A 25,678-nucleotide genomic window follows, 5' to 3' on the forward strand; every position below is an offset into this window, starting at 1 on the left:
TCGCGCCGATTCTCTTTCAACCGAGTGAGGTACTCCCAATGGCCGTTAGCAAGGTTTCCGACGCCGATTTCGAAGCCGAAGTGCTCAAGGCGAACGGCCCCGTGGTCGTCGATTTCTGGGCCGAATGGTGCGGCCCCTGCCGCATGATCGCACCCGCGCTCGACGAGATCGCCGGCGCGATGGGCGACAAGGTCAAGATCGTGAAGCTCAATGTCGACGAGAGCCCGAAGACCGCCTCGAAGTACGGCGTGATGTCGATCCCGACCCTGATGATCTTCAAGGGCGGCGAGATGGCCTCGCGCCAGGTCGGCGCCGCGCCGAAGGCGAAGCTGCAGCAGTGGATCACCTCCGCGGTCTGATCAACTGGCCAGGATTATTGGCGCAAGATTATTTTCGACAACGGCCGGCGAAAGCCGGCCGTTTGGCGTTGATGGGACGTGTTCAGCGTATGACGAGTCCCGCCCTTGCCTGCTCCTCCCCGAAAGCGCGACCGCAAGCCCACCGCTCTCGCCGCAATGGAGGCGCGCTCGGTCGACGCGATCCCGCGCGGCGGTGAATGGCAATATGAACCCAAGTGGGACGGCTTCCGCTGCCTGTTGGCGCGCAACGGCAGCAACGTCGACCTGCGCTCCAAATCCGGCGAAGACCTCGCGCGCTACTTCCCGGAAGTCGTCACTGCTGCCTTGGAGCTGAAGGCCGACCGTTTCACGCTCGACGGCGAAATCGTCGTGCCGCACGGCAAGAGCTTTTCCTTCGACGCGCTGCTGCAACGCATTCATCCGGCGGCAAGCCGCGTGAAGAAGCTCTCGGTGGAGACACCGGCGCTCTACCTCGTCTTCGATCTGCTCGCGACATCCGGACAGAAGGGCCTGGCTGAGAAGACGCTGCGCGAACGGCGGCCGGCGCTGGAAGCCTTCGCGAAAGCCAACCTCAAGGGCAGCCTCTTCCGTCTTTCGCCGACGACGACGAGCTACGCCACAGCCAAAAAGTGGCTCGCGCAATCCGGCGGCGGCTCGGACGGCGTCATCGCCAAGCGCATCGATCTGCCCTATCAGGCGGGAAATCGCGACGGCATGCAGAAGATCAAGAAATTCCGCAGCGCCGATTGCGTGGTCGGTGGCTTCCGCTATGCCACCAACAAGATCGCCGGCCGGAACGTCGTCGGCTCGCTGCTGCTCGGGCTCTACGACGATGACGGCCTGCTGCATCACGTCGGCTTCACCTCGGCGATCAAGGCGGAGGCGAAGCCTGGTATGACCGATCGGCTCGAAGCACTGATCGGCGAGCCCGGCTTCACCGGCAACGCGCCGGGCGGGCCGAGCCGCTGGTCGACCGAGCGTTCCGCAAAGTGGTGTCCGCTCAAGCCGAAGCTGGTGATCGAGGTCTGCTACGACCATTTCAGCGGCGAACGTTTTCGCCACGGCACCTCGATCCTGCGCTGGCGCCCGGACAAGGCGCCGCGGCAATGCACATTCGAGCAGCTGAAGCAGAAGGCGGCCGATCCGATGAAGCTGTTGAAGTAGCCCGTAGCCCGGATGGAGCGGAGCGTAATCCGGGAATCATGCCCCAAGCAACGATGGCCCCGGATTGCGCTCCGCTCCCTCCGGGCTACGCAGCAACACCTACTTGATCCACCCCGTCGCCAGCGCGTTCGCAAGCTCCGGCTGACCATTGCGCCGCGCCAGCGCGGCCATGGCTTCGTGATCGTAGGCGACGTGGCGGAACGTCACCTGCCAGGCAGCATCGACGCGTTCGAGGATCGCATAGCGCGCGTGCGGCGTGCCGGCCTCGACGACATGCGGGTACGGATGCTTGTCGCGAAAGCCAGGGCTGCCGACGCTGCCGGGATTGACGATCAGCCGGCCATCACGCAGGCGCACCGCGCGGGCGAGATGGGTGTGGGCGCACAGGATCAGCGATTGCGTGATGCCTTGGGCGAGTGGCTCGATGTGGTCGAGCGCGGACAGCGCCACCGTGCCGTCGGGATGCACGCTGTCGAGCCAGTACACCTCATCGCTGCCGGGCGTCGCGTGGCAGAGGAACACCTGGTCGCGGAAGACCCGTGCCATCGGCTGCGCGCGCAGCCAGTCGAGGTGCACAGCGTCGAGCTGTTCGTAAGCGGGGCGATCCCACGAGCCCATTTTCTCCGGCGGACGGTCGAGCAGATAGCGGTCGTGATTGCCTAGGACGTGCACGGCATCGAGCGGCATCAGGATCTCGATGGCGCGGCGCGCATCGAGCGGGCCACTCAGCATGTCGCCGAGATTGACGATGTCGGCAATACCGAGCGCGCGGATGTCGGCGAGCACGGCCTCCAGCGCGAGATAGTTTCCGTGGACATCGGCAATCGCGGCGAAGCGCATTGGCATTTCCTGTAGCCCGGATGGAGCGCAGCGTAATCCGGGACCTTCCTTGCTTGTGGCACGATCCCGGATTGCGCTTCGCTCCATCCGGGCTACGGCAACCTCTATGCAGGCGGCGTGCCGTTGATGGCCAGCACGTGGCCGGCGAGATACAGCGAGCCGGTGATCAGGATCCGCGGCGGCAACTCGTAGGCGAGCTGCGCCAGCGCGCGCAGGGCGGCCTCGACGCCGGGGGCGGGCTCGACGCGCATGCCGAGGCTGCGCGCGGCATCGGCGAGACGGTCGACCGGCATCGCATTCTCCGTGTCGGGAATCGGCACTGCGATGATGTGACGGGTGAGGCCGGCGAAATTGGCGAGGAAGGCGTGCGCATCCTTGTTGGCCATCATGCCGGCGATGATCACCAGCGGCCGCGACACCCGCTCCTCGAGGTCGCCGAGCGCGGCCGCCGCAACGCGCCCGCCCTCGGCATTGTGGCCGCCGTCGAGCCAGATCTCCGAGCCCTGCGGACCCCAGGACAGCAACTCGCCCGAGGTGAGGCGCTGCATCCGCGCCGGCCAGTCGGCACCGACGATGCCGGCCTCGAACGCGGCGTGGTTGACCTTGATGGTCGGCAGCGCACGTAGCGTCGCGATCGCAAGCCCGGCATTGGCGAATTGGTGGCGGCCGAACAGACGCGGCGCCGGCAGATCCATCAAGCCGCGGTCGTCGGAATAGACCAGACGCCCGCGCTCGACATTGACGTGCCAGCTCTCGTTTGCGGCGAACAGCGGCGCACGCATGCGCCTCGCCTGCGCTTCGATCACGGCCATCGCCTCCGGCATCTGCTCGGCGCAAATCACGGGCACGCCGCGCTTGATGATCGCGGCCTTCTCGCCGGCAATCGACGCCAACGTATCGCCGAGGAAATCCATGTGATCCATGCTGACGGGCGTAATCACAGAGGCCGCCGGCTGATCGACCACGTTGGTCGAATCCAGCCGGCCGCCGAGGCCGACTTCGAGCAGCACGATGTCGGCCGGGTTCTGCGCGAACAGCAGGAAAGCGGCCGCCGTCTTCAGCTCGAACAATGTCGCGGCCTCGCCGGCATTGACGCGCTCGACCTCTTCCAACGCCGCGCGCAGCTCGTCGTCGCCGACGAGCACACCGCCACTGAAGCGGCCGAGCCGGAAGCATTCGTTGATGCGGACGAGATAAGGGGACGTATAGGCGTGGACGCGCAGACCTGAAGCCTCCAGCGTCGCGCGCAGGTAAGCGAGCGTCGAGCCCTTGCCGTTGGTGCCGGCGATGTGGATCACCGGCGGCAGCTTGCGCTCGGGGTGGCCGAGCCGAGCGAGCAGGCGGTGCATCCGCTCCAGCCCGAGATCGATTCGCTTCTGATGCAGGGCCGACAGCCGCCCGATCACTTCATCGAGCGGTGTCTTTGCACTGTCAGGGGAGGCGTTCACGCGTGCGGCGCAGCCGGCGCCGTGTCGGCGGCCGATACGATCTGCGCCGGGCTTGCGACCGGCTGCACGGACTTCGATGCACCCTCCTGCGCCGGCGCCTTGGTCAAGAGGCGGCAGAGCCGCGCCAGCGTCGGCCGCAGTTCGTGGCGATGCACGACCATGTCGACCATGCCGTGCTCCTTAAGGTACTCGGCGCGCTGGAAACCTTCAGGCAGCTTCTCGCGGATGGTCTGCTCGATCACGCGCGCACCGGCAAAGCCGATCAGCGCGCCGGGCTCGGCGATCTGGACGTCGCCGAGCATCGCATAGGACGCGGTGACGCCGCCGGTGGTCGGATTGGTCAGCACGACGATGTAGGGCAGCTTTGCCTCGCGCAGCATCTGCACGGCTACGGTGGTGCGCGGCATCTGCATCAGGGACAAAATGCCTTCCTGCATGCGGGCGCCGCCGCTGGCCGCGAACACGATGAACGGCGACTTCTTCTCGACCGCGAGCTCCATCCCGCGCACGATGGCTTCGCCCGCGGCCATGCCGAGCGAGCCGCCCATGAAGTCGAAATCCTGCACGGCGACGACGACGGCGGAGCCTTCGAGCTTGCCGTAGCCGACCTTGACCGCATCGTTCAGATTGGTCCGCGCCCGCGCATCCTTGACGCGGTCGACATATTTCTTCTCGTCGCGGAACTTGAGCGGGTCAGGGGTGACCTCGGGCAGCGCCACGTCGAACCAGGTCTCGTTGTCGAAGATCGACTTGAGCCGCGCGACCGCGCCCATGCGCATGTGATAGTTCGAGCCGGGGATGACGAACTGGTTGGCCTCGACGTCCTTGTAGAACACGAGCTGTCCGGAATCCGGGCACTTGATCCACAGGTTCTCCGGCGTCTCCCGCCGCAGCATGTTGCGGATCTTCGGCCGGACCACGTTGGTAAGCCAGTTCATGGTTTGCTCCGATGTGCGATCCCGCCGGGAATCGCCTGAAGGATATATGGCGGCCGGACATCTGCCCGGCAAGCCGCCGTGTCGCCCGCGTTAGAGCATGATCCGGAAAAGTGTGAAGCGGTTTTCCGACCAGATCATGCCCAAACTAAAGAGCTACAGCGGAATTATGGCCTATTCCGCCGCCTGCTGCGCGCCCTTGACGCCCTGGGCCAGAGCGGCCGTCAATTCGGCGACGGCGTTAACGGTCTTGGCGGTCGCCCGTCCCTCGGCATCGAGGCTGTTCTTGAGGGCGTCCACCAGCGCGGTGCCGACCACCGACCCATCGGCCTTCTCGGCAATGGCGCGCGCCGCCTCCGGCGTGCGGATGCCGAAACCGACACAGATCGGCAGCCTGGTATGCCGCTTGATGCGCGCGACAGCTTCGCCGACGGCATTGGCGTCCGCCGCCGCTGCACCGGTGATGCCGGCGATCGAGACGTAATAGACAAAGCCTGATGTGTTCGCGAGCACCGCAGGCAGGCGCTTGTCGTCGGTGGTCGGCGTCGCCAGGCGAATGAAGTTGAGCCCCGCCTTCAGCGCGGGAATGCAGAGCTCGTCGTCTTCCTCCGGCGGCAAATCGACGATGATCAGGCCGTCGACGCCGGCCGTCTTGGCATCAGCCAAGAACTTGTCGACGCCGTAGATGTAGATCGGATTGTAATAGCCCATCAGCACCAGCGGCGTGACATTGTCGTCCTTGCGGAAGTCGCGCACCAGCTCCAGCGTCCTCTTCAAGGTCATGCCGATCTTGAGCGCACGCAGGCCTGCAGCCTGGATCGAAGGACCGTCCGCCATCGGATCGGTAAAGGGAATGCCGAGTTCGATGACGTCGGCGCCGGACTTCGGCAGCGCCTTGACGATCTCGAGCGAGGTCGCGGGATCGGGATCGCCGGCCATCACATAGGTGACAAAGGCCGCGCGGCCTTGGCTTTTCAGCTCGGCAAAACGGGTATCGATACGCGTGGTCACTTCTTGCCCCTCAGGATGTCGCCGACCTGCGGGACGTCCTTGTCGCCGCGGCCGGAGAGATTGACGACCATCAGGTGGTCCCGCGGCCGCTTCGGCGCGAGCTCCATCACCTTGGCGATGGCATGCGCGGGCTCGAGCGCGGGGATGATGCCTTCGAGCTTTGACAGCAGCTGGAACGCGGCGAGCGCCTCGTCATCGGTCGCGGAGAGATAATTGACGCGGCCGACCTCGTGCAGCCAGGAATGCTCGGGGCCGATGCCGGGATAATCGAGACCGGCCGAGATCGAATGCGCGTCCTGGATCTGGCCGTCGGCATCCATCAAGAGATAGGTGCGGTTGCCGTGGAGAACGCCGGGACGGCCGCCCGCGATCGAGGCCGCATGCAGCTGCGTCAGGCCATGGCCGGCGGCTTCGACGCCGAAGATCTCGACGGAGGGATCATCGAGGAACGGATGGAACAGGCCCATCGCGTTGGAGCCGCCGCCGATGCAGGCCACCAGCGAATCCGGCAGGCGCCCCTCGATCTCCTGCATCTGCGCCTTGGTCTCGTCGCCGATGACCGACTGGAAATCGCGCACCAAGGTCGGATAGGGATGCGGACCGGCCACCGTGCCGATGCAATAGAACGTGTTGTGCACGTTGGTGACCCAGTCGCGTAGCGCCTCGTTCATGGCGTCCTTCAGCGTGCGCGTGCCCGACTGCACCGGCATCACCTTGGCGCCCAGCATCTCCATGCGGATGACGTTGGGCTGCTGCCGCTCGACGTCGACGGCGCCCATATAGACCACGCATTCGAGGCCAAAGCGCGCGCACAGCGTCGCGGTGGCAACGCCGTGCTGGCCCGCGCCGGTCTCGGCGATGATGCGCTTCTTGCCCATGCGCCGTGCCAGCATGATCTGGCCGAGCACGTTGTTCACCTTGTGCGAGCCGGTGTGGTTGAGCTCTTCACGCTTGAGGTAGATCTTGGCGCCGCGGAGATGCTCGGTCAGGCGCTCGGCGAAATAGAGCGGCGAGGGCCGGCCGACATAGTTCTTGAGATAGCCGTTCATCTCGGCCTGAAACGCCGGATCGGCCTTGGCCGCGGTGTAGGCCTTCTCCAGGTCGAGGATCAGCGGCATCAAGGTTTCGGCGACGAAGCGCCCGCCGAAAATGCCGAAATGGCCGCGCTCGTCGGGGCCGCTGCGGTAGGAATTTGGCTTGGCAATGTTCATCGGACGCTCAACTCTTGACTGGCATCTTTGCTTGCGCGCGCGGCGCGGACGAAGGCCTTGATCATCTCTGGGTCTTTCACGCCGGGAGCGCTCTCGACACCGGAGGACACGTCGACGCCGCTGGCGCGGGTGACACGAAGGGCCTCGGCGAGATTCTCGGCGTGCAGCCCCCCCGAAACCATATAGGGCAGTTTCAGATCGAGCTTTTCGAGCAGGTGCCAGTCGAAGGGCTCCCCGAGGCCGCCGGGCCGCGTCGCGTCCTTCGGCGCGCGCGCATCGAACAGGATGCGATCGGCGACCGCGGCGTAGCCGGGCAGCACCGCGAGATCGGCCGCTGTCGCGACCGGGACCGCCTTCATCACCGGGCGGCCGAAGCGTTGCTTGAGGTCGCGCAGCCGCGCCACGCTCTCCCCGCCGTGGAGCTGGAAGATGTCCGGCGACAGCGCGTCCATGATGTTGTCGAGCGTTGCGTCATCGGCATCGACCGTGAGCGCCACCTTGAGCGCGCGCCGCTTGACCTGACGGCCGAGGTCACGGCCGAGTTCCAGGGACAGGTGCCGGGGCGACGGCGGAAAGAACACGAACCCGACCATGTCGGCGCCCGCCTCGAGCGCCGTTTCGAGCGTCTCGGGCGTGGACAGGCCGCAGATCTTGACGAGCAGGGACATGGTCTCAAAGCGGGTAGAGGCCGCGGGTCCGCGGCCGGAAAACGGGGCTTTTCGGTCGGGGCCGCTTCTACAACGTCGCGCGCTGCTTGTCTCGCCCGACGGGCCCGTACAGGCCCATCCCGGAGGGAACGGGAAGGCGCTGGGACTCCGCCTTCGCTGCCGTCGCCTGGGCCCGCAGATCGGCCAGTTCGGCCCTGACGGCCCGGGCCTCCGCGTCATTCCGGCGCGCGGCGCGCCGCCAGCGCCGCTGGCCGAGCCAGACGGCGGAGCCGCCCGCGACAACGCCCAGGGCCGCCGCCAGGATCAGCAACAGGAACAGCGGCAGGGTGATCGACAGCGAGGGGTCGTCGGCAATGAAGGGGTCGAAGGAGACCGTGACGAAATGCCTGTTGGCGACGGCGAACGCCACCAGGATCAGGCCCAGCGGAAGTACGATCAGCGCGGTCAGGAACTTTCGCATCTGGCTTCGCTCGCCTTGAATCAAGCTTGCGGCCGCATCCTGTGCGACCGCGAAAAACCCCAAAGCGCGCTCACGTCGCGCTTCAGTCTACGCCGCCGGGATCCGGATGGTCGCGGTTCAGCCGCTCGCGCATTTCCTTGCCGGTCTTGAAGAACGGAACGCTCTTCTGATCGACGGGCACATGGGCGCCGGTGCGTGGATTGCGCCCTGCGCGCGCAGGGCGATGCTTGACCGAGAAGGCACCGAAGCCGCGCAGCTCGACGCGGTCACCGCGTGCAAGCGCCGCTACGATCTCTTCGAGAATCGCATTCACAATGTTCTCGACATCCCGCTGGTACAGATGCGGGTTGTGCTCGGCGATACGCTGAACAAGTTCGGATTTGATCATCGAGAGATAGGACCCGGGAGCGTGCGGATGACCATTTCCGTGAAAATACCGTGATCTGTCAAGACGCTAAATCAAGGATGGGCGTCGTGAAAATGCGTGACAAATGCCGAAAAAGCAGGCTGCGCCAGCACGCGTCAGACGCGAAAAAGCTCTGAAACTCGCCTGCCGACGGTTAGTTGGACGCAGCCGGCTGCCACAAGGCCAGCATTCCATCCATTCCGAGCCGATCTACCGCCTGCGCGACGCCGGTTTGCCCGATCTGGTGCGCGATCGAGCCCAAACCGAGCGCTTCCAGCGTCAATGCGGCCGCCGTCTTCAGGAACGGCAGGTCGCCGAAGCGCGGCTGGAGCTTGTAGTCGCGCACCGGTAGCCCCTTCTTGACGCCCTTCTGCTCGACCAGCCAGGTCACGGCCGTCTTCTCGTCGCCGATCTGGTCGATCAGCTTGAGATCGATCGCCTGGCGCCCGGTGAAGACGCGGCCATCGGCGACTTTTTCGAGCTGCGTGTCATCCATGCCACGCCGCTCCTTCACCATCCCCTTGAACCAGGCATAGGAATCCTTCACCAGCGCATCGAGCGCGGCGCGCGCCTCGGGACTGGTCGGCTCAAAACCGTTGGGCGCCGCCTTCAGCGGCGAGGACTTCACCTCCTCGACCTTGACGCCGATCGTCTTCATGAGCTCGGAGAGGTTGGGGTACTGGAACAGCACGCCGATGGAGCCGACCAGGGAGCTTTGCTGGGCGACGATGTGGTCGCTCGCAATCGCGGTGATGTAGCCCCCGGAGGCGGCCAGCCCCTCCACCACCACCACCAGCGGCTTTTTCGCCTTGAGACGGACCAGCGAGTCATAGAGCTGCTCGGAGCCGGCGGTGGTGCCGCCGGGCGAGTTGATGTGAACGATGACGGCGGCGGCCTGCGAATTCTCGAGCCGCTCCAGCGCCTGCGTGCGGTCGGAATCGCTGCGGATCAATCCCTCGATCTGGACGCGCGCGATCGAGCCGGCGGATGCGAGGGTGCCGCGTGCACCGGGCGTCGCAATCAGCGCGAAGCTTGCAATCGCCGCGATCGCGATCAGCGCCGCCATCACCCGCCAGAACGTCAGCTTGCGGCGGATCCTGCGGCGATCGACGATGATGTCCGAATCGAGCGACATCGGAATATCTCCAAATGAAAGATCAGGCGCGTTGTGCCGTCACGGCGTGACCATTGGCCTATCTCGATACATCAATTGCGGCGCAATTTGAAGAAAACAAGGCCTCGTGTGGGGCAAGCAAGTCGTCGCAGACTCGGTCGTCATCCCGCCTAGTGCGCAATTGCGCACGGGGGCGGGGACCCACAACCCCAAGGAGGAGTCGTCGAGCGAGCTGGCAACTCCGAGTCTTCGTCAAACTTCTCCCTGGGGTTATGGGTCCAGGATCGGCGCTCCGCTTCGCGTCGCTTGTCCGGGACGACAGCGGAGTTCGTGGAGACAGCAACAAAAAAGCCCCGGCTTGCGCCGGGGCCTTGATGTCGCAAAACGGACGTTTCGCTTACTTGCTGTCGCGGTTCTTCAGCGCGGTGCCGAGGATGTCGCCCAGCGTCGCACCCGAATCCGAGGAGCCGTACTGCGCGATGGCTTCCTTCTCTTCGGCGACTTCGAGCGCCTTGATCGACACCTGGACCTTGCGGGCCTTCTTGTCGAACTGGATGACGCGGGCATCGACCTTCTCGCCGACGGCGAAGCGTTCGGCGCGCTGGTCGTTGCGGTCACGGGCGAGCTCGGAGCGCTTGATGAAGGTGGTGAAGTCGGTACCGGCGATCTTCACCTCGATACCGCTTTCCTTCACTTCGAGCACTTCGCAGGTCACGACCGCACCCTTCTTGACATCGCCCGGCTCGGCGAAGGGATCGCCTTCGAGCTGCTTGATGCCGAGCGAGATGCGCTCCTTCTCGACGTCCACATCGAGCACCACGGCCTTCACCATGTCGCCCTTCTTGTAGTTGTCGATCACCTGCTCGCCCGGAAGCTTCCAGTCGAGATCGGAGAGGTGGACCATGCCGTCGACGTCGCCCTCGAGGCCCAGGAACAGACCGAACTCGGTCTTGTTCTTGACCTCGCCCTCGACCACCGAACCGGTCGGGTGCTTCTCGACGAAGACCTCCCAGGGGTTGCGCATGGTCTGCTTGAGGCCGAGCGAGATGCGGCGCTTGACGGAATCCACTTCCAGCACCTGCACGTCGACTTCCTGCGAGGTCGACACGATCTTGCCGGGGTGCATGTTCTTCTTGGTCCACGACATCTCGGAGACATGGATCAGGCCTTCGATGCCCGGCTCGAGCTCGACGAACGCACCGTAGTCGGTGATGTTGGTGACGCGGCCGGTGAAGCGGGCACCCAGCGGGTACTTGGCTTCGATGCCCTGCCACGGATCGTCCAGCAGCTGCTTCATGCCCAGCGAGATGCGGTGCGTCTCGTGGTTGATCTTGATGATCTTGACCTTCACGGTCTGGCCGATCGAGAGCACCTCGGTCGGGTGGTTGACGCGGCGCCACGCGATGTCGGTGACGTGCAGGAGGCCGTCGATGCCGCCGAGGTCGACGAACGCACCGTAATCGGTGATGTTCTTGACCACGCCGTCGATGACCTGACCCTCTTCGAGGTTCTGCACCAGCTCCTGGCGCTGCTCGGCGCGGGTCTCTTCCAACACCGTGCGGCGGGACACGACGATGTTGCCGCGGCGGCGGTCCATCTTCAGGATCTGGAACGGCTGCGAGTTGTTCATCAGCGGCGCAACGTCGCGGATCGGCCGGATGTCGACCTGCGAGCGCGGCAGGAAGGCCACGGCACCGTCGAGGTCGACGGTGAAGCCGCCCTTGACCTGGTTGAAGATGACGCCGTTGACCTTCTCGTTGTTCTGGAACGCCTTCTCCAGCTTGCCCCAGCTCTCTTCGCGTCGCGCCTTGTCGCGCGACAGCACGGCTTCGCCGAGAGCGTTTTCGATGCGATCGAGGAACACTTCCACCTCGTCGCCGACCTTGAGGTCGCTCTCACGGCCGGGGCCGGAAAATTCGCGCAGCGCGACGCGGCCCTCGGTCTTCAGGCCGACGTCGATGACGGCCATGTCCTTTTCAATTGCAACCACCTTGCCCTTGACGACGGAGCTTTCCTGCAGGTTGCCACCTGCGAAGGACTCGTCGAGCATCGCGGCGAAATCGTCGCGCGACGGGCTATAGGTATCAGCAGAAGTCGAAGCCATTTGTTCTCCAGTTGCGGATGTCTTGCCGGCCGTTGGGTTCATGGGCGCATCGCGCGCGCAGTGTCGGAAGGTCCGCAAGACCTTCGAGCGACCGCTCGTTGCCCTGATCTAGCGACCAGAACAGCGGAAGCGGGCCGGCTGAGGCCCGCGCGTTCGATACGTTGAAAGCTTGTCCGGAACCTGGATCGCGCCGGTCCCGAAACCGGGACGAAGCGTATCGACCTCAAAGAGCGGGAGCGGGCACTTCCTCCAATGACGGCGGCGGCTTAACCCCGCGACCGGCCCGCTCGGACAGCCTCGATAATGTCGATGGCGGCCCGGACGCCGCCTTCTATATCCAGTTGGGAGTTATCTAGCAAGTAAGCATCCGGGGCCGGTTTCAGAGGCGCAATCGGCCGATTCTTGTCACGTTCGTCACGCTGGAGGATGTCGGCGAGCACGGCCGCCTCGTCCGCCTCCTCGCCCCGCGCTTTGGCCTCCATGGTGCGGCGCCGCGCGCGGACCTTGGGGTCGGCGACCACGAAGATCTTCACGTCGGCATGGGGGCAGATCACGGTTCCAATATCCCGGCCGTCGAGCACGGCGCCGGGCGGATCGGCGGCGAACTGGCGCTGGAAATTGACCAGGACCTCGCGAACCCGAGGGATTGCCGAGACGATCGAGGCCCCCTCGCCGGCCTTCTGGGTCTTCAGCGCAGGATTACCGAACTTTTCGGGATCGAGCTCCAACGCGGCCTGCACCGCGGCCGCCTCATCGTTGAGATCGTGCCCCGACTGCATCAAGGCGTAGGCGACCGCGCGATAGATCACGCCGGTATCAAGATGACGATAGCCGTAATGGTGGGCGAGACGCTTGCCGAGCGTGCCCTTGCCCGAAGCCGCGGGCCCGTCGATGGCGATGATCATGAAAACTCGGCCCCTAGCGAACGCATCATCGGAATGAAGTCCGGGAAGCTAGTGGCGATGAAGGCGGTGTCGTCGACGGTCACGGGCTGATCGGAGGCGCAGCCCATCACCAGCGCAGACATCGCGATGCGATGGTCCATATGGGTGGCGACAGTGCCGCCGCCCGGGACGTGGCCGCGGCCCTCCACGATCAGATCGTCGCCGGAGACCTCGACCTTGACGCCGTTGACGCGCAGCATGGCGGCGGTGGCTTCAAGCCGGTCGGATTCCTTGACACGCAGCTCCTGCAGGCCGCGCATGATCGTGGTGCCTTCGGCGAACGACGCCGCCACCGCCAGCACCAGATATTCGTCGATCATCGACGGCGCGCGCTCCGGCGGCACCTCGACGCCGCGCAGCTTCGACGCCCGCACGCGCAAGCGCGCCATCGGCTCGCCGGCATCGCCGCGCACTTCGCTCTCCTCGATGGAGGCGCCCATTTCGCGCAGCGTGGTGAACAGCCCGGTGCGCAGCGGATTGGTCATGACGTCGGACAGCACGACATCGGAGCCCTCCACGATCAGCGCCGCGACGATCGGGAAGGCGGCCGAAGAGGGATCGGCGGGCACCACGACATTGGCGCCATGCAGCTCGGGCTGGCCCACCAGCGTGATGCGGCGGCCGTGCCGGCCTTCCTGGACCGAGGTGATGTCGGCGCCGAAATGCTTCAGCATCAGCTCGGTGTGGTCGCGGCTGGCCTCGGTCTCGATGACCGTGGTGGTGCCGGGAGCGGCGAGGCCCGCCAGCAGCACGGCCGATTTGATCTGGGCCGAGGCGACCGGGGTCTTGTAGACGATCGGCAGGGGGGCGCGCGCGCCCTGGAGGGTCAGCGGCAGGCGCCCGCCCTCGCCGCCGGCGGTGACTCTGGCACCCATCTTTTCCAGGGGATCGAGGATCCGGCGCATCGGACGGCTGCGCAGCGAGGCGTCGCCGTCGAACACCGCCGAAATTGGGCAGCCGGCGACGGCGCCCATGACCAGCCGGCAGCCGGTGCCGGAATTGCCGAAATCCAGTGCTGCCTTGGGCTGGGCGAAGCCTCCGACCCCGACGCCGTTGACGGTCCAGGCGAAATCGCCGGTGCGCTCGACGCTGGCGCCCAGCGCCTGCATCGATTTGGCGGTGTTGAGGACGTCCTCGCCCTCGAGCAGGCCCGAAATCCTGGTCTCGCCGACCGCCAGCGCGCCCAGGATGAGGGCGCGGTGGGAGATCGACTTGTCGCCGGGCACCCGTACTTTCCCGGTCAGGGGACCGCTGGCGCGAGACTGGAGCGGCCTCGGTTGATCGGAATGGGTCAAGATTGTGTCCTTGAATAGGCCCGGTGGGCTGGCGCGCAGGTACCACATGGTCCGCGCCCCGTCACGGGCATGTCGTTCTCCCGTAATGCGCTATTGACAGCGGGCCGCCAACTAGCCAAGTGAAGCACCGCTTTTCAGACATTCCCAGGATTCCTGCCGTGGCCAAGTCCGAACTCGGAACCAAACGTATTTGCCCGACCACGGGCAAGAAATTCTATGACCTCAACAAGAATCCGGTGATCTCGCCCTATACCGGCGAAGTGGTGCCGATCGCCCCGGTCGCTCCTGCCCGCGGCCCCCGTGCGGCCGAGGCCCGCAACATGGCCCAGGACAACGCGCCGGAGCCGGCGGAGACCGAGGAGTTGGTCTCGCTCGAGGAGGCCGATGCCGAGGAGAACACCGGCAAGGTCAAGGCGGTCGTGCCCGAATCGGAGGACGATATCGAGGTCGACGAGACCCTCGACGACGATGATGACGACGATTCGACCTTCATTGCCGACGAGGAAGAGGGCGATGAGGACGTGACCGACATCATTGGTGATGTCGGCGGTGATGAAGAGACTTGAGATCAGCCCTGATCTGTGAAAAAGGGTGCACCGCGCGAGTCGCCTAGAGCGCTCGCCGGCCGGGACGGGTCCCCCAGGATCCTCCCATTTGGACTAAGGGGCCATAGCTCAGCTGGGAGAGCGCTTGCATGGCATGCAAGAGGTCGGCGGTTCGATCCCGCCTGGCTCCACCAGCCTTCGCTGGCTTCGCCAGCTACGGCTCGGCAAGCCAGCTCCGCTCCCTCGTGGCGAAGCTAGCGAAGGCTGCCGCGGCGAAGCCCGAAGGGCGAAGCCGGGCTTCAGCAAAACAAGAGCGGGTGTAAGCTCTCCTCGCCTACCGAGGAGTGTGCCCGTGAAGTACGTCTACATCCTTGAGAGCCTTGATTCTCTCCACTTCTATGTCGGGATCACTGACGACCTCCGCGCCCGACTGGCAAAGCACAATGCTGGCGAGGTGCCCCACACTTCGAAATACGGACCTTGGCGGCTCAAGACTTACGTCGCATTCAGCGACGAGAAGCAGGCCGTCGCATTCGAAAAGTACTTGAAGTCAGCATCAGGCGGCTCCTTCGCCAAGAAGCGGCTTTAGCCCCTACTCCCCGATCACCGCATTCAGCCGATCCCTCAGCGCGACGATCTCGTCTTTCATCGCGACCAGCTCCGACACCGAGCAGTCCGATGCCGCCAGGATCGATTGCGGCACGCTGCGGGCCTTCTCCTTCAGTGCATGGCCCTGCGGCGTCAGGGCGATCAGAACCTGACGCTCGTCCTCACGCGAGCGGGTGCGCCTGACGAGATGGGCGGCCTCGAGCCGCTTCAGCAGCGGCGTCAGCGTGCCCGAATCCAGGAACAGCTTCTCGCCGATCTCCTTGACCGGCACGTCGTCGCGCTCCCACAGCACCAGCATGACCAGATATTGCGGATAGGTCAGGCCGAGCCGATCGAGCAGCGGCTTGTAGACGCGGTTAAAGGCGTGCGTAGCGGAATAGACCGCGAAGCAGATCTGGTTGTCGAGACGAAGCGGGTCTACCGCCGTTGATTTCCGGGCCATGAAGAATCCTGCGCGTTTCTCCCATTCTGGGCCCGGCCGGCGCCACATTCAATTGCGAACAATTAAATGTGAGGCGCGACGAATTAGATTGCGCGCAATCTAATTGTCTGCGATAAAGCTTACACCCCAACCCGGAAAGACCCGAGGAGACGACAATGTCCGTGAACGTCCTCTACAAGACCAGCGCCAAGGCCACCGGCGGCCGCGACGGCCATGCTGCGACCCTCGACGGCGCGCTCGACGTCAAGCTCACCACGCCGAAGGAGCTCGGCGGTGGCGGCGGCGCTGGCAACAATCCCGAGCAGCTGTTTGCGGCCGGCTATGCCGCCTGCTTCATCGGCGCGATGAAGTTCGTGGCCTCGCAGGGCGGCCCGAAGGTGCCTGCCGACGCCTCGGTCACCTCGACCGTCGGCATCGGCCCGCGCTCCGAGGGCGGCTTCGGCCTCGATATCGACCTCGCGGTCTCGCTGCCGGGCCTTACCCGCGCAGACGCCGAGGCGCTGGTGGCGAAGGCGCACCAGGTGTGCCCGTACTCCAATGCCACGCGCGGCAATGTCGACGTTCGCCTGACGGTGGTCTGATCGGCAGCGCGGATCGGCTGGCCCGGGGCCCCCTCGGGCCGGCCGCTTACGAGGGAATTTGCCACCCCGCGGCATGGCTGCTCGGCGGCGCATACGGCTCCACGCTCGGCGCCATTGCTGGCGCAAACAAACCTCGCTAGGCCTGTGATCCAATGATCGACACAGGGAAGCGAAGGCATGACTGAAGCAGCAACGGGCGCCATGAGCGGATTGCGCGTCATCGATCTCACGCGCGTGCTCGGCGGTCCCTACTGCACCCAGATCCTCGCCGACCACGGCGCCGACGTGATCAAGGTCGAGCCGCCCGCGGGCGACGAGGTGCGCGAATGGGGCCCTCCGTTCCACGAGGAGGATGCGGCCTATTTCGTCGGCATCAACCGCAACAAGCGCTCGATCGGCCTCGACCTCGCCTCCGAGGGCGGCCGAATCGTGCTGCTCAAGATGCTGGAGACCGCCGACGTCCTGATCGAGAATTTCAAGCCGGGCACGCTGGAGAAATGGGGCATCGGCAACGACGTCCTCAGCAAGAAATATCCCAGCCTCGTGCATTGCCGGATCTGCGGCTTCGGCGCCGACGGCCCGCGCGGCGGCAACCCCGGCTACGATGCCATCATCCAGGCCATGACCGGCATGATCGCAGCGACCGGCTCGCCCGAGAGCGGGCCGATGCGGATCGGCGTGCCCCTGGTCGACATCACCACCGGGCTCTATGCGGCAATCGGCATATTGATGGCGCTGTCGGAGCGGCAGCGCTCCGGCAAGGGGCAGTTCCTGGAGACGACGCTGTACGAGACCGGCCTTGCCATCATGCATCCGCACACCGCGAATTATTTCATGCATGGCAAGCCGCCTGGTCTCACCGGCAACGAGCACCCGAACCTCGTGCCTTACGCGATCTTCCCGACCAAGACCGACAACATCTTCATCGGCGTCGGCAATGACGGCACCTTCCGCAAGCTGGCGAAGGAGATCGGCAAGCCCGAGCTCGGCTCCGATCCGCGCTTTGCCCGCAACAAGGACCGCATCGCCAATCGCGAGGCACTGCGCGCCGAGCTTGCCGCCGTGTTCAGCCAGCACGAGGCCGAGCCGCTGTGCAACCGCCTGCTCGCGGCCGGCCTGCCTGCAGGTCCCGTGCAGAAGATCGACCAGGCGTTGACCAATCCGCACACGATCGCGCGTGGCGATATTATTGAGAAGGACTGGTACAAGGGCGTTGCCTCGCCGATCCGGCTCGACCGCAGCAAGCCGAGCCTGCGCCGCGTGCCGCCGAAATTCAGCCAGCATGCGGCCGAGGTGCTGGGCGAGTTCGGCTACTCCAAGGCCGAGATCGACGCGATGGTCGAAAAAGGCACGGTCTGCGGTCCCGAGCGGAAACGCTGAGCTAAGGCGAGCGTCAACGGTGGTGCGCTCCCTCTCCCGCTTGCAAGTGGGAGAGGTTCGGAGCCCGCGGCGCGATAGTGCCTCATCTCAATGCCGCACTGCGGCGCGCGCACGCATGTGCAGCGCGAACGAGTTGGCTGACGGCTCCGTCTTGGCCTATTTGACAACTTCCCATTTGGCCGCGCTTGCTGCTTTCGTTTCTCCCGCTTACACAGTCATGTGAACGTCATATGGCGCTGCTAGCGCAAGCGCTTCTTTAGTGACGGGCAAGGGAGGTTCTTGATGGCTCTTCGACATTTTGGCACGGCGGCGGCCGTCGCACTCACAATTGGTCTCGGGGCGTCGCCGGCGCTTGCCGTGACCGAAATCCAGTGGTGGCACGCGATGACCGGCGCCAACAACGACGTCATCGTCAGGCTCGCCAACGATTTCAACACCACGCAGAGCGACTACAAGGTGATCCCGACCTACAAGGGCAACTACGCCGACACGATGAACGCCGGCATCGCCGCGTTCCGCGCCGGCAACGCGCCGCACATCATGCAGGTGTTCGAGGTCGGCACCGCCACCATGATGGCCGCGACCGGCGCCGTGAAGCCGGTCTACAAGCTGATGGCCGAGACCGGCGAGAAGTTCGATCCGAAGGCCTATCTGCCTGCGATCACCGGCTATTACTCGACCTCGAAGGGCGAGATGCTGTCCTTCCCGTTCAACTCGTCCTCGACCGTGATGTGGGTCAACCTCGACGCACTGAAGAAAGCGAATGTCGAGGTGCCGAAGACCTGGCCCGAAGTGTTCGACGCCGCCAAGAAGCTGAAGGCGGCCGGCCACGCCACCTGCGGCTTCTCCAACTCCTGGGTCACCTGGGTCAATCTCGAGCAGCTCTCCGCCTGGCACAACGTGCCGCTCGCCAGCAAGGCCAACGGCCTCGACGGTTTCGACACCGTGCTGTCCTTCAACGGTCCGCTCCAGGTCAAGCATCTCGAAAATCTGGTCGAGCTCCAGAAGGACAAGACCTACGACTATGCCGGCCGCACCAACACCGGCGAAGGCCGCTTCACGTCGGGCGAATGTCCGCTCTATCTGACCTCGTCCGCGTTCTTCGGCAACGTCAAGGCGCAGGCCAAGTTTGCCTTCACCGCGGTGCCGATGCCCTATTACCCGGACGCTAAGGGCGCGCCGCAGAACTCGATCATCGGCGGTGCCTCGCTCTGGGTAATGGGCGGCAAACCGGCGGACGATTACAAGGGCGTCGCCAAATTCTTCTCCTTCCTCTCGGACACCGATCGCCAAGTCTACATCCACAAGGCCTCGGGCTATCTGCCGATCACCAAGGCGGCCTATGAGAAGGCCAAGGCGGATGGCTTCTACAAGGACCAGCCCTATCTGGAGACGCCGCTGCTCGAGCTGACCAACAAGGAGCCGACCGAGAATTCGCGCGGCCTGCGCCTCGGCAACATGGTGCAGCTCCGTGACGTCTGGGCGGAGGAGATCGAGCAGGCGCTGGCCGGCAAGAAGACCGCCAAGCAGGCGCTGGACGCGGCCGTCGAGCGCGGCAACACCATGCTGCGCCAGTTCGAAAAGACCGCCGTGAAGTAAGGCGACAAGCGGCAGGCCGGTCCCCCGGCCTGCCGCGCTGGGGCATCATGCAAAAGCAAGCCATTTTCCAATCGAAGCTGTTGCCCTATGCGCTGGTTGCGCCGCAACTCGCGATCGTCCTGATTTTCTTCTACTGGCCGGCCTTGCAGGCGATGATCCAGTCGTTCCTGCTGCAGGACGCCTTCGGCCTGTCGACCAGCTTCGTCTGGTTCGAGAACTACATCGAGCTGTTCAAGGAGCCCGCCTATTTCGAGGCGATCCTGCGCACCTTCTTCTTCTCATTCGCGATCGCGGTGTCGTCGCTGTCGTTCGCGCTGCTGCTGGCCGTGATGGCAGACAAGCCGCTGCGCGGCTCGATGCTCTACCGCACGCTGCTGATCTGGCCCTATGCGGTGGCGCCGCCGGTCGTCGGCGTGCTCTGGATCTTCATGCTGCATCCCTCGCTCGGCGTGCTCTCGCGCTACCTGCGGGCGCTGGGCATCGACTGGAATCCACTGCTCGACGGCGACCAGGCCGCAGCGCTGATCATCCTGGCCGCCGCCTGGAAGCAGATCTCCTACAACTTCCTGTTCTTCCTCGCCGGCCTGCAGAGCATCCCCAGAAGCGTGATCGAGGCGGCTGCGATCGACGGCGCCCGCCCGATGCGCAGGTTCTGGACCGTGATCTTCCCGCTGCTGTCGCCGACCATCTTCTTCCTCCTGGTCGTCAACATCGTCTACGCCTTCTTCGACACGTTCGGCATCATCGACACCATGACCCGCGGCGGTCCGGGCAAGTCGACGGAGACGCTGGTCTACAAGGTCTATACCGACGGCCTGCTCGGCGGAAACCTCGGCAGCTCCGCGGCACAATCGGTGATCCTGATGATCATGGTGATCGTGCTGACGGGCATCCAGTTCCGCTTCGTCGAACGCAAGGTGACCTACTGATGGTCGAGGAAGAAGGCTTTCGGCGCTACATTGCCCATATCATCCTCTGGATCGGGATCGCGATCGTCGCCTTCCCGGTCTATCTCGCCTTCGTGGCGTCGACCCAGGAGAACGCGGTAATCGCCAACGGGCAGATGTCGTTGCTGCCCGGGGGTCATTTCTTCCAGACCTACTACCAGACCATCTTCATCGGCACGAGCGGCTCGACCCGCGAGCCGGTCGGCAACATGATGCTGAACTCGCTGGTGATGGCGCTGCTGATCGCGCTGGGCAAGATCGCGGTCTCGATCATCTCGGCCTATGCGATCGTGTATTTCCGCTTCCCGTTCCGGATGGCGCTGTTCTGGCTGATCTTCATCACGCTGATGCTGCCGGTCGAAGTCCGCATCTATCCGACCTACAAGATCGTCGCCGACCTGCACATGCTCGACAGCTATGCCGGCCTGTCGCTGCCGCTGATCGCATCGGCCACCGCGACGCTGCTGTTCCGCCAGTTCTTCATGACCGTGCCGGACGAGCTGCTGGAGGCCTCGCGCATCGACGGCGCCGGCCCCTTCCGCTTCTTCTGGGATACGCTCTTGCCGCTGTCGCGCACCAACATGGCGGCGCTGTTCGTGATCCTGTTCATCCTCGGTTGGAATCAATATCTCTGGCCGCTCTTGATCACCACGCGCGACGACATGCAGACCATCCAGATCGGCATCCGCAAGATGATCACCACCACCGACGCGCTGACCGAATGGCCGATCGTGATGGCAACCGCCGTGCTGGCCATGCTGCCGCCGGTGTTCGTCGTCGTCGCCATGCAGAAATTGTTCGTGCGCGGCCTGGTCGAGACGGAAAAGTGAAGATGGCGAATAGTGAAGGGCGAGCGGCGAATGGGGTCGCGGCGTCCGCCTTGCGTGCTAACAAGTCCCCATTCGCCATTACTTACTCGCTACTCGCCGGTGCAACCCATGGCTAACGTCACCCTGCGCAGCGTCCGCAAGACCTATCCCGGCGGCTTCGAGGCCATCAAGGGCGTCGATGTCGATGTCGGCGACGGACAGTTCTGCGTGCTGGTCGGCCCCTCCGGCTGCGGCAAGTCCACGCTGCTGCGCATGGTCGCGGGGCTGGAGACGGTCACCGGCGGCGAGATCGACATCGGCGGCCGCGTCGTCAACGGAGTAGAGCCCGCCGATCGCGACATCGCGATGGTGTTCCAGAACTACGCGCTCTATCCGCATATGACCGTCTACAACAACATGGCCTATGGCCTGCGCAACCGCGGCATGGCCGAGGCCGAGATCAAGACCCGCGTCGAGGAAGCCGCGCGCGTGCTCGAGCTCTCCGCCATGCTAGAGCGCAAGCCGCGCCAGCTCTCCGGCGGCCAGCGCCAGCGCGTCGCCATGGGCCGCGCCATCGTGCGCCAGCCGAAGGTGTTTTTGTTCGACGAGCCGCTGTCCAACCTCGACGCCAAGCTGCGCATCGCGATGCGGGTCGAGATCCGCAAATTGCAGCGCCGGCTCAACACGACGTCGATCTACGTCACCCATGACCAGCTCGAGGCGATGACGCTGGCTGACATCCTCGTGGTGATGAACGGCGGCCAGGTCGAGCAGGTCGGCAATCCGCTTGATATCTACGAGAAACCGGCGACGACCTTCGTCGCCTCCTTCATTGGCGCGCCGCCGATGAACTTGATGTCGACGCGGCCCGAGGAGATCCGGTCGCAGCTCGCCGGCAGCGCCGCGGCCGATGCCGGCATCGTCGGAATCCGCCCGGAGGATTTTGTCATCACCGACGAGACGCCGGCCGGCGGCCTCGCCCTGCCGCTCACCGTCGAAGCCATCGAGCGCGTCGGCGCCGAGACCTTCGTCTACGGCTCCCGCGAGCAGGAGGACCAGGGCGTCGCCGCCACGCCCGGCGAGCTGCCGCCCGGCGAGGTCATCGTCCGCATTCCAGGAACCCAAGCGCCCGCCATCGGCGCGAGAATCCGTGTCGCGGCGGTGCGGGCGAAGCTGCATCTGTTCAGTGACGACGGGCGGACGCGGCTCAAGGGCTGAGCGGCTCCGGGGCCCGACGACAAAAGTGCGAAAACAACCCCATGCACAGTAGAAGGGGCTCTGTTTTCGTTGGGATAAATCGCCTCGCACGACGCGTCATGCCAACCATGACGAACCAGGCATTCGGGCGATGGCGGAAAGTGGTCCGTCCACAGCCTCCCCCGCTACCTGCTTGAACCCACAGGGGAACATGCCCATATTGCTGATCAAGGGGCGCCGCTCGCGGGCCCTGATGCACCAAAGTCGCTTCGAGAGGACTTTGTAAACTATGTCTCGTGTTCCAACGCTCTCCAGTCCCTTCCTGCTGGGCTTTGACGAGATCGAGCGCGTGCTCGATCGGGTCGTCAAAGGCGCCGACGGTTATCCTCCCTACAATATCGAGAGGTGCGACCGCACGGACGGCCAGCCCGAGCGTTTGCGCATCACGCTGGCGGTCGCCGGATTTACGCGCGACCAACTCGATGTAACCATTGAGGAAAACCAGCTCGTGATCCGCGGGCGGCAGCAGGACGACAAGACCCGGCAATACATCCATCGCGGCATCGCCGCGCGCCACTTCCAGCGCACCTTCGTGCTGGCGGAGGGGATGCTGGTGCTGGGTGCGGATCTGAAGAACGGGTTGTTGTCGATCGATCTGGCCCGGCCTGAACCGGAGCGGATCGTTAAGACAATCGCTATCAATGAGCACGAATAATGGAACGAGTAGCGGACTCGACCGCTTAGTGTTCCAGAGGAGTCGAGACCATGAGTGAAGGTCACGTTGCGTTCGAATACGAAGCCAAGAACGTCTCTCCGGAGACACTGGCAACCCTGGGCGAAGGCCATATCGCCTATGTGAAGCAGATCCGCTCCGAGGACGTGCCGGGCCTGTTCCCCGAGGCGCCCAAGATCGCGCCGGGCCTCAAGCTTTTCGCGCTCCACGCCGCCGACGGCACGCCGATCATGCTGACCGACAGCCGCGAAGCTGCGATCGCCAACGCCTGGAGCAACGAGCTGCAAGCGGTGAGCGTGCACTGAAGCGCGCAAGCGTCGCGCGAAGAGAGTTTTGGCGGGCATGCCTTCGCACGAAGGCGTGCCCGTTATCATTTGTGAAATGCGGCCTCGCCCTTTGATCTTTTCGGAAAACCGCTGACACTTTCCGCTATCGCGGCCGTCCGGGTCCGGATCATACCTAGCTCCTGATCGCAACTATGTTGTGAAGTCCGTTTTTGAAAAATCTATCCAAATGAGAGGTCGCGACGCTGCGCAAATCGGCTCGGATCATTTTTCTGCCGGAATAGACGCGATCGTTGGCGTCCCAGCATCGAAGGCCAACACAAGAAAGCCAAAGATGCAGCCAAGAATGAACAACGAGCCAGCGATCAGAGCCCAACGTGTTCGCGGATGACGCAGGCTTAGGCCGGCAGTTTCGGATGGCGACTTAAAATCATCGATGCGGAATTGCAGGATCGAGGACGCCCGCTCCTTGCGCCTGACGGTGCTGGACAGCCGGATAAGCGACTCCATTGATCCGGCACACATGCAAATCAGACCTAGTAGAAAGCAGGCAAGTGGCAGAAGTGCAGCCTTGCCCAGTCCGCCTCCCTTCATCGCGGTCGCAACAGCAAGACTTGCAGCACCGTTACCGGCCCACAATGCGTTGATTGCGTGGCTGTAGATCGGCTCGGCACGCTGGAGGTCGGCAGCAACTGAAGCGTAAACGTCTTCCAACTGCCGTCGCTCGAATTCCGATTGTTCGTCTTCGCTATTGGTCATGGCGAGTTCTCCTCTCACGCCCTCAACGTAGTACGGTGTGAACCTCTCTCGGCCTAGCGGCGACTCGCTTGCGCGCGAAAGAACCGTGAATGTGTGGGACTTATCCCTCCGGGACGACCAACGACTCGATCGCATACCTTTTAGCAACCTTCAAAAACTTGCCGAACGAGAAGAGCGCCTGATCGATTATGCGGATGGCGTTTCGCGCATCATGGTTTGCAACGACGCGCTCAGTTGATCGACGAAGCCCCGATATATCGAGTAGGTCGCGTAAACCTGGGCCTGAGCTCCGGGTATCTCGGCGATCGACTGCTTTGTCATGTAGCGCATCGCCCGATAGGTGTGCTGATCATAGATCGGATAAACGTCGGGGCGCCGGCAATGCAGATAGAAAATATTCCAAACCGCTCGATGGCCCGGCTGGGCGGGATCGAGATAGCACTGCTCAAGGTTCTGCTCCAGTTTCCAACGTTCAACGTAATTGATGCGCACGGTCTCTCGCTTCGCATCGGACAGACGCGTGCCGTTTTTCCACTCGAACAGAGGCCATAGCGCGAGGCGTTCCGTCTCAAGGTCCTTCAAGATGTTGGGTTCGTAGAGCGATGCATCGCGGTCTGCATCCCGGTAGCCGCGTGACCAATGGTTGACGAAAGCCTCTAAAGACGGGTCGCGCGGGAATAGATCGACTGAGAGGTGCATCAGGACTCCGGCTCGACCAATAGCCAGATGCGTTTGATCGGCAGCTCCGCTTGCAGCTCTTCCGACAGGGCATCGAAGTTCTTCTGAAGCGCTGCGACAAGGTCGCCCGCATCCCAAAGCCGCACTTCAAAGAACAATTGTCGCGCTTCGCGAATAACAGAATCCTTGAAGCCTGCCCAAGACACGATCAGACCGTGATCGGCACCAAAGCGCGGCATGACGCCTTGAAGCTCACGCAAAACGCTCACATCAGCCGGTGTCGCCCCGGACTTAACTTGAACTGCGATGCGCGGCTGACCGAAACCCATCGGTCCGGTTCCTGCTATCACGTCAACGCCGCCATCCGCGCCCGGCTTTGAGACTTGAACTTGATAGCCTTCTGCCTTCAGAATCTCGCCGACAAGGCGTGCTAGTTCATGGCCCGCAAAATTTCGACCAATGAATTTTGTAATCTGATCGGCAGCGAACTGCTCGATATCAATTGCGCCATCGTCCGCTGTGTCTGTCGGCTCGGCGTCAACGGCATTTCTTGGAAGGCTGCTCGCGGATGTACGCCCTTGCACCAGCGCGGCAAGTCGCTCTTCGGCATTGTTGCGCTTGGCTTGAAACACCGTCAGTGTTGAGCCAAGAGTATACAAAAGGTCTTGGTCAATCTCTGATCGCGGTAGATCAGTCCGGACCCATTCCACAGGACGTTGATGACCAGCGCCCGCTGGCGCATCCGCAACGTATCGATACGATGCCGCGACCCGACCGATGGCGATTGCCGAGCGCGATGTTAGAGGCACTGCGATCCAGTCGCCGTTGCGAATTTTGTCTTTGAATGCCCATAGCTCGCCCGCCCAGATGCGTTGCACACCTAGCGACTTCTCATGATACACGCCTTGAACGTGCGCTAGCATCGCCTCCTTTGTGGCGATACCAGACAGATCGCCTACCGAGTCCCAACCGATGACGGCAACGTTGTTTTCAACCGCGTAGTCTTCGTTGACGCCGTGCTTGCCGGCCCTCACAACCCAAAATGCCATTTCTAGCGCCCTCGTCACCGATCAAAAAGGATTGCCGTCCGTACATCGCTGCCGCGCTTCGCGCTGGAAGTCTTCCGCCGATCTCGCCTTGTCCGCGTAACCCGCGC

At 64.0% G+C, this 25,678-nt stretch carries 28 protein-coding genes and 1 tRNA gene; 13 read left to right on the plus strand and 16 right to left on the minus strand.

Annotated elements, in window-relative coordinates; genetic code table 11:
- The first annotated feature begins 38 nt into the window (after positions 1 to 38).
- Positions 39 to 359, plus strand: a complete 321-nt coding sequence (gene trxA / locus I6F36_RS20260) for a thioredoxin (RefSeq protein ID WP_008540017.1) — start codon at positions 39 to 41, stop codon at positions 357 to 359.
- A 156-nt stretch (positions 360 to 515) separates the two neighbouring features.
- The gene (locus I6F36_RS20265; protein ID WP_225128106.1) at positions 516 to 1,523 is read left to right on the plus strand and encodes an ATP-dependent DNA ligase; all 1,008 of its coding nucleotides are present in this window, start codon (positions 516 to 518) and stop codon (positions 1,521 to 1,523) included.
- A gap of 99 nt (positions 1,524 to 1,622) precedes the next feature.
- On the opposite strand, the gene I6F36_RS20270 is transcribed toward I6F36_RS20265, so the two are convergent.
- The 12 genes from I6F36_RS20270 to aroA form a co-directional block, all read right to left on the minus strand.
- Entirely contained in the window at positions 1,623 to 2,363 is a 741-nt protein-coding gene (locus tag I6F36_RS20270) for a metallophosphoesterase (protein ID WP_225172013.1), read from the minus strand.
- A 104-nt stretch (positions 2,364 to 2,467) separates the two neighbouring features.
- Positions 2,468 to 3,811 (minus strand): folylpolyglutamate synthase/dihydrofolate synthase family protein, encoded by a 1,344-nt coding sequence (locus I6F36_RS20275; protein WP_225128049.1) that lies wholly within the window; start codon positions 3,809 to 3,811, stop codon positions 2,468 to 2,470.
- Positions 3,808 to 4,749 carry an acetyl-CoA carboxylase, carboxyltransferase subunit beta gene (accD, locus tag I6F36_RS20280; RefSeq protein WP_225128048.1) on the minus strand — a complete coding sequence of 314 codons (942 nt, stop codon included), beginning with the start codon at positions 4,747 to 4,749 and terminating at the stop codon, positions 3,808 to 3,810. Before accD ends, I6F36_RS20275 begins: the two co-directional genes overlap by 4 nt.
- Before the next feature lie 171 nt (positions 4,750 to 4,920).
- Positions 4,921 to 5,757 carry a tryptophan synthase subunit alpha gene (gene trpA, locus I6F36_RS20285; protein WP_036024448.1) on the minus strand — a complete coding sequence of 279 codons (837 nt, stop codon included), beginning with the start codon at positions 5,755 to 5,757 and terminating at the stop codon, positions 4,921 to 4,923.
- Positions 5,754 to 6,968: a tryptophan synthase subunit beta gene (gene trpB, locus I6F36_RS20290; RefSeq protein ID WP_225144107.1), complete on the minus strand. Its 1,215-nt coding sequence runs from the start codon at positions 6,966 to 6,968 to the stop codon at positions 5,754 to 5,756. Before trpB ends, trpA begins: the two co-directional genes overlap by 4 nt.
- Positions 6,965 to 7,636, minus strand: coding sequence for a phosphoribosylanthranilate isomerase (locus I6F36_RS20295; RefSeq protein ID WP_225172014.1), 672 nt, complete (start codon positions 7,634 to 7,636; stop codon positions 6,965 to 6,967). Before I6F36_RS20295 ends, trpB begins: the two co-directional genes overlap by 4 nt.
- A gap of 67 nt (positions 7,637 to 7,703) precedes the next feature.
- Positions 7,704 to 8,096: a lipopolysaccharide assembly protein LapA domain-containing protein gene (locus I6F36_RS20300; RefSeq protein ID WP_036009133.1), complete on the minus strand. Its 393-nt coding sequence runs from the start codon at positions 8,094 to 8,096 to the stop codon at positions 7,704 to 7,706.
- Positions 8,097 to 8,178: 82 nt separating this feature from the next.
- Positions 8,179 to 8,484: an integration host factor subunit beta gene (locus I6F36_RS20305; RefSeq protein ID WP_025032949.1), complete on the minus strand. Its 306-nt coding sequence runs from the start codon at positions 8,482 to 8,484 to the stop codon at positions 8,179 to 8,181.
- 172 nt (positions 8,485 to 8,656) lie between these two features.
- On the minus strand, positions 8,657 to 9,637 hold the full coding sequence (gene sppA / locus I6F36_RS20310) for a signal peptide peptidase SppA (protein WP_036024439.1): 981 nt from the start codon (positions 9,635 to 9,637) through the stop codon (positions 8,657 to 8,659).
- 376 nt (positions 9,638 to 10,013) lie between these two features.
- Positions 10,014 to 11,720: a 30S ribosomal protein S1 gene (gene rpsA / locus I6F36_RS20315; protein ID WP_036009120.1), complete on the minus strand. Its 1,707-nt coding sequence runs from the start codon at positions 11,718 to 11,720 to the stop codon at positions 10,014 to 10,016.
- A 266-nt stretch (positions 11,721 to 11,986) separates the two neighbouring features.
- Positions 11,987 to 12,625: a (d)CMP kinase gene (gene cmk / locus I6F36_RS20320; RefSeq protein WP_036024437.1), complete on the minus strand. Its 639-nt coding sequence runs from the start codon at positions 12,623 to 12,625 to the stop codon at positions 11,987 to 11,989.
- Positions 12,622 to 13,959: a 3-phosphoshikimate 1-carboxyvinyltransferase gene (aroA, locus tag I6F36_RS20325; protein WP_225172015.1), complete on the minus strand. Its 1,338-nt coding sequence runs from the start codon at positions 13,957 to 13,959 to the stop codon at positions 12,622 to 12,624. Before aroA ends, cmk begins: the two co-directional genes overlap by 4 nt.
- A 158-nt stretch (positions 13,960 to 14,117) precedes the next feature.
- Between aroA and I6F36_RS20330 the strand changes: the two genes are divergently transcribed.
- The 3 genes from I6F36_RS20330 (at position 14,118) to I6F36_RS39875 (ending at position 15,093) form a co-directional block, all read left to right on the plus strand.
- Positions 14,118 to 14,525 (plus strand): TIGR02300 family protein, encoded by a 408-nt coding sequence (locus tag I6F36_RS20330; RefSeq protein ID WP_036009126.1) that lies wholly within the window; start codon positions 14,118 to 14,120, stop codon positions 14,523 to 14,525.
- Positions 14,526 to 14,622: 97 nt separating this feature from the next.
- Positions 14,623 to 14,698, plus strand: a tRNA-Ala gene (locus I6F36_RS20335).
- Between the two features lie 158 nt (positions 14,699 to 14,856).
- Positions 14,857 to 15,093: a GIY-YIG nuclease family protein gene (locus I6F36_RS39875; RefSeq protein WP_225172016.1), complete on the plus strand. Its 237-nt coding sequence runs from the start codon at positions 14,857 to 14,859 to the stop codon at positions 15,091 to 15,093.
- 3 nt (positions 15,094 to 15,096) lie between these two features.
- Here the strand turns inward: I6F36_RS39875 and I6F36_RS20345 are convergent, their stop codons facing one another.
- On the minus strand, positions 15,097 to 15,555 hold the full coding sequence (locus I6F36_RS20345; protein WP_074447577.1) for a MarR family winged helix-turn-helix transcriptional regulator: 459 nt from the start codon (positions 15,553 to 15,555) through the stop codon (positions 15,097 to 15,099).
- 155 nt (positions 15,556 to 15,710) lie between these two features.
- Here I6F36_RS20345 and I6F36_RS20350 point away from each other — a divergent pair, with 155 nt between their 5' ends.
- From I6F36_RS20350 to I6F36_RS20385, 8 genes are all read left to right on the plus strand, one after another.
- Entirely contained in the window at positions 15,711 to 16,136 is a 426-nt protein-coding gene (locus tag I6F36_RS20350) for an organic hydroperoxide resistance protein (protein ID WP_225172017.1), read from the plus strand.
- 177 nt (positions 16,137 to 16,313) lie between these two features.
- Positions 16,314 to 17,516 (plus strand): CaiB/BaiF CoA-transferase family protein, encoded by a 1,203-nt coding sequence (locus tag I6F36_RS20355; RefSeq protein WP_225172018.1) that lies wholly within the window; start codon positions 16,314 to 16,316, stop codon positions 17,514 to 17,516.
- Between the two features lie 282 nt (positions 17,517 to 17,798).
- Positions 17,799 to 19,115 (plus strand): sn-glycerol-3-phosphate ABC transporter substrate-binding protein UgpB, encoded by a 1,317-nt coding sequence (gene ugpB, locus I6F36_RS20360; RefSeq protein WP_036009146.1) that lies wholly within the window; start codon positions 17,799 to 17,801, stop codon positions 19,113 to 19,115.
- Between the two features lie 47 nt (positions 19,116 to 19,162).
- Entirely contained in the window at positions 19,163 to 20,044 is an 882-nt protein-coding gene (gene ugpA / locus I6F36_RS20365; protein WP_036009149.1) for a sn-glycerol-3-phosphate ABC transporter permease UgpA, read from the plus strand.
- Positions 20,044 to 20,892 carry a sn-glycerol-3-phosphate ABC transporter permease UgpE gene (ugpE, locus tag I6F36_RS20370; RefSeq protein WP_225172019.1) on the plus strand — a complete coding sequence of 283 codons (849 nt, stop codon included), beginning with the start codon at positions 20,044 to 20,046 and terminating at the stop codon, positions 20,890 to 20,892. Before ugpA ends, ugpE begins: the two co-directional genes overlap by 1 nt.
- 108 nt (positions 20,893 to 21,000) lie before the next feature.
- Positions 21,001 to 22,089, plus strand: coding sequence for a sn-glycerol-3-phosphate import ATP-binding protein UgpC (locus I6F36_RS20375; protein ID WP_225172020.1), 1,089 nt, complete (start codon positions 21,001 to 21,003; stop codon positions 22,087 to 22,089).
- Between the two features lie 268 nt (positions 22,090 to 22,357).
- Entirely contained in the window at positions 22,358 to 22,783 is a 426-nt protein-coding gene (locus I6F36_RS20380) for an Hsp20 family protein (protein ID WP_024338612.1), read from the plus strand.
- Positions 22,784 to 22,833: 50 nt separating this feature from the next.
- Positions 22,834 to 23,106, plus strand: a complete 273-nt coding sequence (locus I6F36_RS20385; protein ID WP_007598581.1) for a DUF1150 domain-containing protein — start codon at positions 22,834 to 22,836, stop codon at positions 23,104 to 23,106.
- A gap of 243 nt (positions 23,107 to 23,349) precedes the next feature.
- On the opposite strand, the gene I6F36_RS20390 is transcribed toward I6F36_RS20385, so the two are convergent.
- The 3 genes from I6F36_RS20390 to I6F36_RS20400 all read right to left on the minus strand — a co-directional run bounded on the left by I6F36_RS20390 (position 23,350) and on the right by I6F36_RS20400 (position 25,571).
- Positions 23,350 to 23,844 carry a hypothetical protein gene (locus I6F36_RS20390; protein WP_225172021.1) on the minus strand — a complete coding sequence of 165 codons (495 nt, stop codon included), beginning with the start codon at positions 23,842 to 23,844 and terminating at the stop codon, positions 23,350 to 23,352.
- A gap of 186 nt (positions 23,845 to 24,030) precedes the next feature.
- Complete coding sequence (locus I6F36_RS20395; RefSeq protein ID WP_225172022.1) at positions 24,031 to 24,543, minus strand: hypothetical protein; 513 nt, start codon at positions 24,541 to 24,543, stop codon at positions 24,031 to 24,033.
- The gene (locus I6F36_RS20400) at positions 24,543 to 25,571 is read right to left on the minus strand and encodes a restriction endonuclease (RefSeq protein ID WP_225172023.1); all 1,029 of its coding nucleotides are present in this window, start codon (positions 25,569 to 25,571) and stop codon (positions 24,543 to 24,545) included. Before I6F36_RS20400 ends, I6F36_RS20395 begins: the two co-directional genes overlap by 1 nt.
- Positions 25,572 to 25,678 lie beyond the last annotated feature (107 nt).

It is taken from the genome of Bradyrhizobium sp. BRP19 (assembly GCF_020194195.1).
Classification (GTDB): domain Bacteria; phylum Pseudomonadota; class Alphaproteobacteria; order Rhizobiales; family Xanthobacteraceae; genus Bradyrhizobium; species Bradyrhizobium yuanmingense.